The organism is Caballeronia sp. LjRoot34 (assembly GCF_964253815.1).
In the GTDB taxonomy this organism is placed as follows: Bacteria; Pseudomonadota; Gammaproteobacteria; order Burkholderiales; family Burkholderiaceae; genus Caballeronia.
The window spans coordinates 3,310,961-3,323,188 of the sequence record NZ_CAXUSB020000001.1 but is presented as its reverse complement, the minus strand read 5'-3'; the positions used below and the strand labels follow the sequence as shown (position 1 = coordinate 3,323,188).

At 61.0% G+C, this 12,228-nt stretch carries 9 protein-coding genes; 8 read left to right on the top strand and 1 reads right to left on the bottom strand.

Features of this window, described 5'->3' with window-relative positions:
* Window positions 1-43: 43 nt before the first annotated feature.
* Window positions 44-1,021, top strand: coding sequence for a transposase (locus ACSQ36_RS14915; protein ID WP_436182458.1), 978 nt, complete (start codon window positions 44-46; stop codon window positions 1,019-1,021).
* A gap of 112 nt (window positions 1,022-1,133) precedes the next feature.
* Here ACSQ36_RS14915 and ACSQ36_RS14910 read toward each other — a convergent pair whose 3' ends face one another.
* Complete coding sequence (locus ACSQ36_RS14910; RefSeq protein WP_436183191.1) at window positions 1,134-2,582, bottom strand: mannose-1-phosphate guanylyltransferase/mannose-6-phosphate isomerase; 1,449 nt, start codon at window positions 2,580-2,582, stop codon at window positions 1,134-1,136.
* Window positions 2,583-3,152: 570 nt separating this feature from the next.
* Between ACSQ36_RS14910 and ACSQ36_RS14905 the strand changes: the two genes are divergently transcribed.
* The 7 genes from ACSQ36_RS14905 (at window position 3,153) to ACSQ36_RS14875 (ending at window position 12,226) form a co-directional block, all read left to right on the top strand.
* The gene (locus ACSQ36_RS14905) at window positions 3,153-4,523 is read left to right on the top strand and encodes an undecaprenyl-phosphate glucose phosphotransferase (RefSeq protein WP_436182457.1); all 1,371 of its coding nucleotides are present in this window, start codon (window positions 3,153-3,155) and stop codon (window positions 4,521-4,523) included.
* Window positions 4,524-4,562: 39 nt separating this feature from the next.
* Window positions 4,563-5,954 carry a UDP-glucose dehydrogenase family protein gene (locus ACSQ36_RS14900; RefSeq protein WP_436182456.1) on the top strand — a complete coding sequence of 464 codons (1,392 nt, stop codon included), beginning with the start codon at window positions 4,563-4,565 and terminating at the stop codon, window positions 5,952-5,954.
* A 126-nt stretch (window positions 5,955-6,080) separates the two neighbouring features.
* Entirely contained in the window at window positions 6,081-6,536 is a 456-nt protein-coding gene (locus ACSQ36_RS14895) for a low molecular weight protein-tyrosine-phosphatase (RefSeq protein ID WP_213767084.1), read from the top strand.
* Complete coding sequence (locus ACSQ36_RS14890; RefSeq protein ID WP_436182455.1) at window positions 6,530-7,705, top strand: polysaccharide biosynthesis/export family protein; 1,176 nt, start codon at window positions 6,530-6,532, stop codon at window positions 7,703-7,705. Before ACSQ36_RS14895 ends, ACSQ36_RS14890 begins: the two co-directional genes overlap by 7 nt.
* Before the next feature lie 46 nt (window positions 7,706-7,751).
* On the top strand, window positions 7,752-9,974 hold the full coding sequence (locus tag ACSQ36_RS14885) for a polysaccharide biosynthesis tyrosine autokinase (RefSeq protein WP_436182454.1): 2,223 nt from the start codon (window positions 7,752-7,754) through the stop codon (window positions 9,972-9,974).
* A 48-nt stretch (window positions 9,975-10,022) separates the two neighbouring features.
* A complete protein-coding gene (locus ACSQ36_RS14880; RefSeq protein WP_436183190.1) occupies window positions 10,023-11,009 on the top strand; it encodes a glycosyltransferase family 2 protein in 987 nt (328 codons plus the stop codon).
* 56 nt (window positions 11,010-11,065) lie between these two features.
* Window positions 11,066-12,226, top strand: a complete 1,161-nt coding sequence (locus ACSQ36_RS14875; RefSeq protein WP_436182453.1) for a glycosyltransferase family 4 protein — start codon at window positions 11,066-11,068, stop codon at window positions 12,224-12,226.
* Window positions 12,227-12,228: the final 2 nt, after the last annotated feature.

Here is a 12,228-nt window from a genome sequence, read left to right as displayed (position 1 = left end):
GGTTCAACATTCGCAGCGCAGTCCGGCTGCATGGAGCAACGCAATGTTTTTCGACGAACTCAGTAATGAAGAATGGGCACTGGTTGCCGCCCTCGTGACCGAAGGCGAAGTCCGTGAACACCGGCGTGGCCGTCCGCGTGCGCATCCGCGCACGATCGTGAATGCCGTGCTGTGGATTCTCACTACCGGCGAAACCTGGTCGAAGCTGCCCAGTCACTACCCGACCGTGCCCACCTGCCGCCGTCGTTTCAACGACTGGCAAATGAACGGCACGCTGATCGAAATGGTGACGCGGCTGGCATCGCGTGGCCGGTCCTTCGCCATCCTGCCGTCCACGCCGACCGAAGCGCCGCCGCGCCAGACGCAGGCCACCTACGAATGCGATCGCCTGCGCGGCGTGTTCTGGCAGAACCCGGAGTCGTGGGGCGGCTCTGACGGAAACGGCGCAAACGCGGTGGACGCATTGTTCAGTACCGTCCCGCGCCGGATAGCTGAAGCGCACGACGTTGCGCGCGCCAATGCGCCAACGCCGTTGTCGGCAGGCAGGGCGGCCATGGTCAGCACGGCTTCGCGTTCGCTGCAGCGCGAGCCGTCGGGCGCGGGGGCACGGCACCATTCCGTCGATCCCTTGCCAATGGCCTTCGAGCCCGATTGTGCCCCTGTGCATGACGGCCGCGGCTACGCCATCTACGCCATCGCGCGGCCGGTAGCGGGCAGCATGTTCCGTGGCTGGGCCGAAATAGTGAAGGGCGGCCGCCGGGTGGAACGTTCTGGCCTGATCGGTCCGCGCTACGAAAACCCGCGGGAAGCGGCGGACTACGCACTCGAATGGTCTCGCAGATGGATCGCGGCGCAATCTACGCGCGTGAGTCGTCCTCCGCAAACCGCTGCGGACGCGCCTCATCGTGCGGCGCCCGTTGTCAATGCGGCCAGCCACGCGCCGCAGAGCGAGCCGAAGCATGAACCCGCCGCAGCGCCGGAGCGCGTTGAGATCCGCCGCTATGCGGACGTGCAAGGCTAACGCCGGATAGCGCACAGGACCACGCCTGTTCCAGTCTGTCTGGTTTGACTCAAAATGGTTTTGAACTCGAAACGCCGAGCGGCGCGTGTCAATCACGTGCCGCTCGGTATTTTTATTGCCGGCCGTACTTGTCGTCGAAACGGACAATATCGTCTTCGCCCAGATACGTTCCCGACTGCACCTCGATCATTTCAAGCGGCATCTTGCCCGGGTTCTCGAGCCGGTGTTGCACGCCGATCGGGATGTAGGTGGATTCGTTTTCCGCAAGAATAAACGTCTCGGTGCCGCGCGTGACAAGCGCCGTACCGCGCACCACGACCCAGTGTTCGGCGCGGTGATGATGCATTTGCAATGACAGCCGCGCGCCGGGTTTCACCACGATCCGCTTGACCTGGAAGCGCTCGCCGTTATCGATGGAATCGTAATGACCCCACGGCCGATGCACCTTGCGATGATCCGCGGCCTCCTTGCCTTGCTCCGCCTTGATGCGCCCGACGATTGCCTTCACGTCCTGTACGCACTCCTTGTCTGCGACGAGAATGGCATCCGCCGTTTCCACGATCACCAGGTTATGCGTTCCCACGCACGCGATCAGCCGGCCTTCGGAATGCGCATACGTGGATGAAGCTCCCTGGAACATCACGCGGCCACGCGCGACGTTTTCTTCGCCGTCTTTCGGCAGGATCTTCCAGATTGCATCCCATGAGCCCACGTCGGACCAACCTGCGTTCAACGGCACGACGGCACCCGAGCAGACGCTCTGGTCGTTGGCCAACTGCTCCATGACGGCGTAGTCGATAGAGTCCGACGGCGAGGCCGCAAACGCCTGTTTGTCGAGCCGGAAGAACTCGCCGTCGTGCGTGCCGGCATCGCAGGCGGCACGGCAGGCGCTGTAGATGGCAGGCTGGAAATGTTCGATGGCCTTGAGCCATACTGAAGCGCGCACGATGAAAATCCCCGCGTTCCACCAGTATTCGCCGGAGCTGACGTACTGTCGCGCGAGTTCGAGATGCGGTTTCTCCACGAACTTCTCGAGTTGCCACGCACCCGAGCTAAGCATCTGCTGGCTGACCTTTATGTAACCGTAGCCCGTTTCGGCATGCGTCGGCACGATGCACATGGTGACGATCGCACCGTCCTGGGCGCACTTGGCGCCTGTACCGATCGCCTTGTGAAATGCTTCGGTATCCGTAACAACGTGATCTGCGGGCATCACCACGAGGATAGCGTCCTCACCAGCTGCCATTGCGTGCATGGCAGCGACAGTCAGCGCGGGCGCCGTATTGCGCGCAAGCGGCTCAAGGACGAGATGCGCGCGCCTGCCAGCGGCCCGCAATTGGTCGGCGGTCGTAAAGCGGTGATCCTCGCCGCACACGATGATTGCGTCGTCTATACGCGCAGTGCCGTAGGTCAGGCCATCCAGGCGCTGAGCGGTGGATTGCAGTAGCGACTGGTCACCGATCAAACCAATCAACTGCTTGGGGAAGTGCTCGCGCGACATGGGCCACAGGCGCGTGCCCGCGCCACCGGCCAGGATGACTGGCTGGATTCTGAGTTTCATTTCAATGGCCCCGGGAGTGAGCGGAGTGCTGGTAATTGTCGTGTCGAGAGCGGTCATGACGGAGAACTCCTTGAGCTTGATCGGGTATTACAATTTTTAGCACGTACTAAATAGCTGATAAATCAAAAAACAGAAAAATAATCACTTGTCATACTCAAATCGGTAACTTGGTAACTAAAACGTAACGAGAATCATGGATTGAATTTTTTTCTTACTTTTCAGGAATTTTTTCTCGAAAATTAATCACCTTGAATTCGGCTAAACGCCTTTGTCAGCATGGTGTTTAGCGGTCGGTAACAATCTAAAAAAAATTCATCAATACATCGCCTGTAGACTGCTGTCGTGGCCTTCAAACCGCTTCGTGACAAAAATAAATATGCGGAAAGACGTGAATTAAGTCGCGCATTATTTTGCGGTTGCAGCATGAATTTAATTCCAGCCTCATACGGGTATGTACCAAGGCGACGAGCGCTCTCGTTTCTCCGCCTTTGCTTTCTCTCTTGCTAAGCCAATGAGTGAAGCTGAAGCGAGATCCAGGCAGACCGTATCTACCCACCCGAGGTGTCTTACATGTTGAGCGTGCTTTCGAGAATGATCGACATTGCGATGGTAGCGCTGGGCGCGCTGCTGGCCGCATCGCTGCACGCGGGAAATGCCGTCTGGCTCGACGATATGCAAAGCACGCTGCTGGCGTTCAATTGCGTGCTGGTGATCATGACGTTCCCGTCGTTCGGGATATACCAGTCGTGGCGCGGCAAGCCCGTGTATGACCTGCTGTGGCGGGTGACGCTGGCGTGGCTGATGGTGGAGGGCGCTGGCGTGCTGCTGACCTTCAGCGTGCATCGCGCGGATTTGTTGTCACGTATGTGGCTGATGTACTGGGGCGCGGCGACAGCGGCCTTGCTGATGATCTCGAAGGCCGTTGTACATGCCACGCTCAAGTTGATCCGTCGCGAAGGTTTTAACCAAAAAGCGGTAGCCATCGTGGGTGCGGCGCCTTATGGGGAGTTCTTGATCGAGCAGATGCGCAGCCGTCCCGAGGCAGGTTTCAGCCCGGTCTATGTGTTCGATGAAACCTTTCCGGACGTCATGCTGGCCGGCGTACCGGTGAGCCGCGATCTGAACGACCTCACGCAGCTGGTGCGTGGCCGCGCGATTCGCGAATTGTGGCTGGCGCTGCCGATTTCGCAGGAGAGGACCATCCACAAGCTCGTCACGGAGTTCCGCGACGACTTCGTAAATATCCGCTTCATACCGGACGTGCGCGCCCTGTCGTTCTTCAACCATGCGGTGGTTGATCTGCTCGGTGTGCCGGCCATCAACCTGGCTGCGTCGCCGATCACCGACCTCAAGGTGCTGCCGAAGCGCGTGTTCGACCGCCTGTTCGCCGCAGGCGTGCTGCTGTGCCTCGCGCCGTTGCTGATCGTGCTGGCGGTGGCCGTGAAGATGTCCTCGCCGGGACCGGTGTTCTTCAAGCAGAAACGCAAGGGCATAGACGGCTACGAGTTCGAGATCTACAAGTTCCGTTCGATGAAAGTGCATAAGGAAACGGCCGGTCACGTCACGCAGGCGAAGAAGGGCGACAAGCGCGTGACACGCGTGGGTGCGTTCCTGCGCAGAACCAGCCTGGACGAGTTGCCGCAGTTCATCAATGTGCTGAGAGGCGAGATGTCGGTGGTCGGTCCGCGTCCCCATGCGCTCGAGCACGACGACATCTACAAGGATCTCGTCAAGGGGTACATGTACCGGTATCGCATCAAACCCGGCATCACCGGCTGGGCGCAAGTGAATGGTTTTCGTGGCGAGACCGACCGTATCGAAAAGATGATGGGGCGCGTGAAACTCGACCTGTACTACATGCAGCACTGGACCTTCGGCCTAGACATGAAGATTGTTGCAATGACCTTGTGGAAGGGTTTCGCCGGTTCGAATGCTTACTAAGAACGATTTGAATAATTTGCCAACCCTGGAGCGCGTGCTATGAAACTCACCATCATCGGTAGCGGCTATGTAGGCCTCGTGACGGGCGCGTGTCTGGCCGATATCGGTAACGACGTGCTGTGCCTCGATCTCGATGAACGCAAGATCGCAATCCTGAACGGCGGCGGCGTGCCGATCCACGAACCGGGCCTGCAGGACGTGATCGCACGCAATCGTGCGGCAGGACGCCTGAGCTTTTCCACCGATGTCCAGGCTGCGGTTGAACACGGCGAAGTGCTGTTCATCGCGGTGGGCACGCCCTCCGACGAGGACGGTTCCGCCGACCTGAAGTACGTGCTGGCTGCGGCGCGCGACATCGGCCGTTATATGAACAACTTCAAGGTCATCGTCGACAAGTCGACGGTGCCGGTCGGCACGGCGCGTCGCGTGAAGGCAGCAATCGATCTGGAACTCGCCACGCGCGGTGTGCAGCACATGTTCTCGGTTGTATCGAACCCGGAGTTCCTGAAGGAAGGCGCGGCTATCGACGACTTCACGCGGCCCGACCGGATCGTGCTGGGCTGCGACGACGACGTACCCGGCGAACGCGCCCGCGAACGCATGAAGCGCCTGTATTCGCCGTTCAACCGCAATCACGAACGCACGCTTTACATGGACGTGCGCTCGGCCGAATTCACCAAGTACGCGGCCAACGCCATGCTCGCCACGCGTATCTCGTTCATGAACGAACTCGCGAATTTCGCCGATCGCGTGGGCGCGGATATTGAGGCGGTGCGTCGCGGTATCGGTTCCGATCCGCGCATTGGCTACGACTTCCTGTACGCGGGTTGCGGTTATGGCGGTTCGTGCTTTCCGAAGGACGTGCGTTCGCTGATCCAGACGGCAGGCGAGTACGACGAGCAGATGGAAATCCTGAAGGCGGTCACCTCGGTGAACGAGGCCCAGAAACAAACCCTTGCCAACAAGATCGTGGCCCGTCTGGGCGATGATCTGCGCGGTAAGAAGTTCGCGCTGTGGGGCCTGGCGTTCAAGCCGAATACCGACGACATGCGCGATGCCCCCAGCCGCGTACTGATCGCGGCACTGCTGGAACGCGGCGCGTCGATCAGCGCCTACGATCCGGTCGCAACCGACGAAGCACGCCGGGTGATCGCGCTCGATCTGCACGACACGCCTGCGCTGCTCGCTCGCCTCACCTACGCGAACGATCACACCGAGGCCCTCGACAACGCCGACGCGCTGATCATCGTGACGGAGTGGAAGGTATTCAAGAGCCCGGACTTCGACGGCATGAAACGCCGTCTTAAGACCCCGCTGATCTTCGACGGCCGCAATCTCTACGAGCCGGAAACCATGAACGAGATCGGCGTGGAGTATCACGCGATAGGACGTGGTGTACGGCAATCGGTGAAGGCGCCCGTAGCGGTCTGAGCGGGTTCTCCAAGCCAGCAACATTAGCTGGTCTATAAAAACGATATCGACACACCAGGCGTGGCGAGCGCGGCTTCGGTTGAAGGACCCGATGCCGCGACTGCGCCGCTTTAACGGATACAACCCATGTTTCGAAGCGTCTTGATTGTCTGCCATGCGAATGTCTGCCGAAGCCCTGCCGCGGAAATGCTGTTCCGCGCTTACGCCGGCAAGTTAGCGGGGAAAGACGCAAGACGCCCGATCGAATTCCGCTCCGCCGGCCTCTTTGCCGAGGAAGGCCGCCACATCGATCCAACGATGTACCGCTTGCTGGCGGAGCGCGACGTAGATCCATCGGGACACTCCGCGCGCCGGCTCGACGAGTCCATGGCGCGCGCAGCCGAGTTGATTCTCGTGCCCGAAAGACAGCAGATTGCCGCGATTGAACAGATGGCGCCGTACACACGCGGCAAGGTGCATCTGCTTGGCAAGTGGGAAGACTCTGAAGTGGCCGATCCTTACGGCGGCCACGAAGTTGCCTATCGCGAGAGCTTCGGGCTAATCGAACGTCTGGTCCAGGGATGGCTGAATAAAATATGGTGAACCGGTCTCTAGTCTTATCTTTCTCCGTGGTCTTTTCGCTGACGACTTTTTTGTCGGCTTGTGGCGCCTTGCCGGGTTACAACCTGAACACGTCGCGCCTGGACGATTCCGACCCCACGCCGAGCGCGACCTATTCAGTGCACCTGATCACGGCGGACGTGATCATGCAGCAGAACCGGCCGGGTCCGGCAGCGGCGCTGCCGCCCGCGCGTTTTGCGGATCCGGCGCAATACGTGTATCGCCTGGCGCCGCAGGATGTGATCGGCATCACGATATGGGATCACCCGGAGCTCACCACGCAGCAGGGGCAGACCTTGTCGGCGGGCGGCAACACCACGCAAACGATCGCTGGCGCCCTCGCGCAGCCATACACCACTGCGTTGCCCGGACAGGCCGATCCGTTCGGGCAGACGGTCTCGCCTGACGGTACGATCTACTTCCCGTTCGTCGGCAAGATGCACGTTTCGGGCAAGACGGCGGGCGAGATTCGCGATCAGCTCGCGGCGGGCTTGTCGCCGTACCTGAAGAAACCGCAAGTCGATGTTCGCGTGCTTGCTTATCGCAGCCAGAAGGTTTCGGTGACCGGCGAGGTGAAGACGCCCGGACCGCTCGCGATGAGCGATGTGCCGCTCACGCTGGTCGATGCAATCACACGCTCGGGCGGCACGAACGCCGACGCCGACCTGCAGCGCGTGCGTCTCACGCGCAACGGCAAACTCTATGTGCTTGATGCCGACGGCGTGCTTGATCGTGGCGAGATTTCGCAGAACGTGATGCTGCAGTCGGGCGATATCGTGAACGTGCCGGATCGTACCGACAGCCGCGTGTTCGTGATGGGCGAAGTCAAGACGCCGCTGCCTGTTTCGATGATGAAAGGCCGCCTGACGATCGCCGATGCGCTGACGCAAGCCGGCGGCATCCTCGACACGGACGCGAACGCACGGCAAATCTACGTGGTGCGCGGTGCACGTGAGAAGCCAACCTCGCCGGAGATTTACCGGCTGGATCTGACGCAACCGGATTCGCTGCTGCTGTCCGCGCAATTCCAGCTTCACCCGCTCGACGTGGTGTACGTGGGCACGGCTGGCGCCGTCCAGTTCAACCGCATGGTCAACCAGGTTCTGCCGACCTTGCAGACACTCTTCTACCTGAAGGAACTGACGCGATGAACGCTTTTCATATCGTCGAATACCTCAAACCAACCGGGGTTGAATCGTGAGCACGCCAGCACATTCCTATCAGGGCAAGACCGAAGAAGAGGACGTTGTCCTCGGGCAGTTGCTGCAGGTGGTCCTCGACGACATCTGGTGGCTGATCGGTACCGCGGCGTTCATCATTCTCGCCGCGGCCGGGTACTGCTACGTCGCGAAGCCGGTCTATTCCGCCGACGCGCACGTTCGCGTGGAGCAGTCCGACAATACGTCGCAAGCGCTCACCCAGACGCAGACGGGCGCCGCGATCGGTAATTCGTCCGGCGCGCTGCCGACCGACGCCGAGATCGAGATCATCAAGAGTCGCGGCGTGGTGGCGCCGGTCGTCACGCAGTGCAAGCTCAATTTTTCAGTGAGTCCGATGACCGTGCCGGTGCTCGGCAGCATCGCTGCACGGCTCGCCACGCCAGGCAAACCCGGGAAGCCGTGGCTCGGCATGACGTCGTATGCGTGGGGCGGTGAACAGGCCACGGTCGATTCCATTGAAGTGGTCCCGTCGCTGGAAGGCGTGAAGCTGACCATGACTGCGCTCGGTAATGACCGCTATTCGCTGGCAACGCCGGAAGGCGTGCCGCTGCTCGAAGGCCGTGTGGGTGAGATGGCGCAGGGCAATGGCGTATCGATCGATGTCACGAAACTGGTGGCGCGTCCCGGTACGCGCTTCGTGGTGTTACGGGCCAATGACCTCGATGCCATCGCATCATTTCAGTCGGGCATCACGGTCGTCGAGCAGGGCAAGTCGACCGGTGTGATCCAGATCTCGCTCGAGAACGGTGACCCCGCGCGCGCGGCTGAAATTGCGAATGCGCTGGCCGATTCGTATCTGCATCAGCACATTGAAAGCAAGCAGGCCGATGCCGAAAAAATGCTCGCGTTCCTGAAGAGCGAACAACCGCGACTGAAGGGTGATCTCGAGCGTGCTGAAGCCGCGCTGACGGAATATCAAAGCAAGTCCGGTTCGATCAACGCAAGCGACGAAGCGAAGGTTTACCTTGAAGGCAGCATCACGTACGAGGCGCAGATTTCCGCATTGAAGCTTCAGATCGCCACATTGGACCAGCGCTTCGAAAGCAGCCACCCGGCGCTCATCGTCGCGCAGCAGCAGCTTGGTCAACTGGAAGCTGAACGTGCGCGCTTCAGCGAACGCTTCAAGAATCTTCCGGCCTCCGAAGTAAAAGCCGTATCGTTGCAGCGCGATGCGAAAGTGGCCGAAGACATCTACGTGCTGTTGCTGAATCGCGTGCAGGAGTTGTCGGTGCAGAAGGCCGGGACGGGCGGCAACGTACATATTGTCGATGCAGCGCTGCGGCCGGGTGCGCCGATCAAACCGAAGAAATTCCTCATCATGTCGGCGGCCGTGATTCTCGGTCTGATCCTTGGGACTGGCCTCGTGTTCCTGCGCCGCGCCATGTTCAAGGGCATCGTGGATCCGGACAAGGTCGAGCGTCTGGCAGGCTTGCCGCTGATCGGCCTCGTTCCCATGAGCATGGAACAAGTGAAGCTCGATGCGGAAGCGAAGCGCACGGAGCGTGACCGTGACCGGATTGCGCCCATACTCGCGACCATGCGCCCGAACGATGTCTGCGTGGAAATCATGCGTAGCCTGCGTACGTCGCTGCAGTTCACGCTGATGGAAGCGCGCAATCACACGGTAATGCTGACGGGTCCGGCGTCGGGTGTCGGCAAGAGCTTTCTCGCGGTGAACCTCGCCGTGCTGCTCGCGGCATCGGGCAAGAAAGTGTTGCTGATCGACGGCGACATGCGGCGCGGCAAGCTGGAACGTTCGTTCGGCGTCGAGCGCACGAATGGCCTGGCGGAATTGCTTGCCGGCACGGTCGGACTTGAGCAGGCCATCCGCACCACGCGCACGCCGTTCCTGAGTTTCATGCCTGCGGGCAAGCGTCCGGAGAATCCGTCGGAGCTGCTGATGTCGCCGCGCTTGCAGCAATATCTCGACGGCCTGGGGCGCGTGTACGACGTAGTTTTCATCGATACCCCGCCGGTGCTCGCCGTCACGGATGCATCGATCATTGGCAAGCTTTCAGGGACCAACTTCCTCGTGATGCGCTCGGGCGCGCACAACGAAATGGAAATTTCCGATGCCATTCGGCGTCTGCGCTCGGCGGGTATTCCGCTGCACGGCGCGATCATGAACGGCATGCCGCAACGTTCGCGTGGTTATAACCGCGGACACTATGCAGCGGTTGAAGACTACTTGAATGTTTGAACGCGAGCGGAGCGCTGCATGACATCGACCCCAGCATCGACCTCGACCCTGACCCTCTCCGTGATGGTGCCGACGTACCGTCGTCCCGCCGACCTGAAGCGTTGCCTCGACGCGTTGCGTGCGCAGGCTCGCCCGGCGGATGAAGTGCTAGTCATCGCGCGTCCCGAAGACGATGCGACGCATCGCGCGCTCGAAACGGAGCTGGCCGCGAACAATCCGTTCGAGTTGCGTGTGATCGAGACGGGTCTGGGCGGGCAGGTCGCAGCGCTGAACCGCGGACTTGATGCGGCGCGCGGCGACATCATCGCGATCACCGACGACGACGCCGCGCCGCGCGTCGACTGGCTCGCGCGGATTGATCAAGCCTTCAGCGACGATCAAAGGCTGGGCGCGCTCGGCGGGCGTGACTGGGTATTCGAACGCGGGGCATTGCTCGATGGCGAGCGTTCGGAGGTCGGCGTGATCCGCCGCACTGGCAAGATCTGCGGCAACCATCATCTGGGTGTGGGCGCGCCACGAACGGTCTCCTTGCTGAAGGGCGCGAACATGATTTATCGACGCTCGGCGGTGGGCGGATTGCGCTTCGATACGCGTCTGCGCGGCAAGGGCGCGCAATCCGCCAACGACCTCTCGTTTAGCCTGAGCGTGCGGCGTACGGGCTGGAAGATGGTCTACGATCCGCGCGTGGCGGTCGATCATTTCCCCGCCGAACGTTTCGATGACAACGGCCGCGACGCGCAAACGCTGGACGCGCTTGCCGACACCGCATACAACCTGCATCTGGTATTGCGCGAGCATCTGGGGCCGGTGGCGCGGCACATTGCGTGGTACTGGTATGCCGCCATTGGCACCCGTGCAATGCCAGGCTTCGCGCATGCCTTGCTGGCGCTCACCCGCACTCGCGATACCGCCTGCTGGACGCGTTATCGCGCGATGCGTCGAGGCGCCAACGACGCCCGCCGCGACGCGCAGCACGTGCCCGCAGCCTATGCGCTCGCCATGCGCGGCCGCACCGACGGCGCGAGCGCCGTATGAGCCGCGTAGCGCGGGTCCGGAACTCACAACATCAGGGCGACGCGGAGGTTTACCGTATGCAAGCGACCAAGGTTCACGTGCATTTGTTCTACGGCGCAGACCCGCGGTTTTACCGGGCGGGGGAGAACATCGGCTGCCTGTACGGTTATCACCATGCAGAGTCTCCTGAACTTACGCTGACCTATTCGCGAGATGAACCCGAGAACAAATTCGTGCGGCTTGCACGGCGTGGGCTGAAGGCGGCGCTTGGCTTCGACTTCATTCATACGTGGCGCAATCGCGAGGAAATTCTCAACGCCGATGTCGTGTGGACGCATACCGAGCACGAGCATTTATCGGCGGCATTGCTGCTGCTTTTGAAAGGCCGTGCTGGTGGCAATCCGATGTTGCTCGCGCAAAGCGTGTGGCTGGTCGACAAGTGGGCGGGCTTCGGTGCGCTCCGGAAGTGGGTGTACAAAAAGCTGCTCGCCCGTGCCGATGTCCTGACCACGCATGCGAGCGAAAACGCGCAAATGGCGCGTGAATATTTCAAGCGCGATGACGTGGAACAGGTCTACTACGGCATCAACCCGATCGACTTTCCGTTGCAGGAGCCGAGTGCCTGGCAACCGCATACGCCGGTGCGAATTGCCGCCATTGGCAACGATCGTGATCGCGACTGGGAGTCGCTTGCTCAGGCGTTCCGGCAGAACCCGGCGCATGAAGTCCGGATCGCGACGCGTCGACGGGTATCGAAAGCCCTGCATGCAAGCAACGTCAAGATCGCGCCGGCAGTAGGCCTGAAAGCGGCACGTGAACTGTATGACTGGGCCGACGTGATCGTGGTGCCGCTGCGCCCGAACTCACATGTGTCGGGAATAACGGTCGTGCTCGAAGCGGTGGCGCTAGGCAAGCCCGTGATCGTCTCCGATGTCGGGTCCTTGCGCGATTACTTCGGCCCGGAGCACGTGTTTTATGTGCCGGCCCACGATGTTCCCGCGTTGCAGCGCACGCTCGACACGATAGTCGCCAATCCCGAACTCGCGTTGCAACGCGCGCAGGCGGCAAGCCGGCACTTCGCTGCACGCGATTACACGACACGTCAGTTTGCGCTTCAGCATGTCCGTCTTACGCAAGAGTTCATGAGGACGCGGTACATGGATATGCTCGCGCGTCCCTCGGAAACCGCGTTGCATGCCGAGCTTGGCAATGTTGCTCCTCAACGCCGCGTGAACTGATC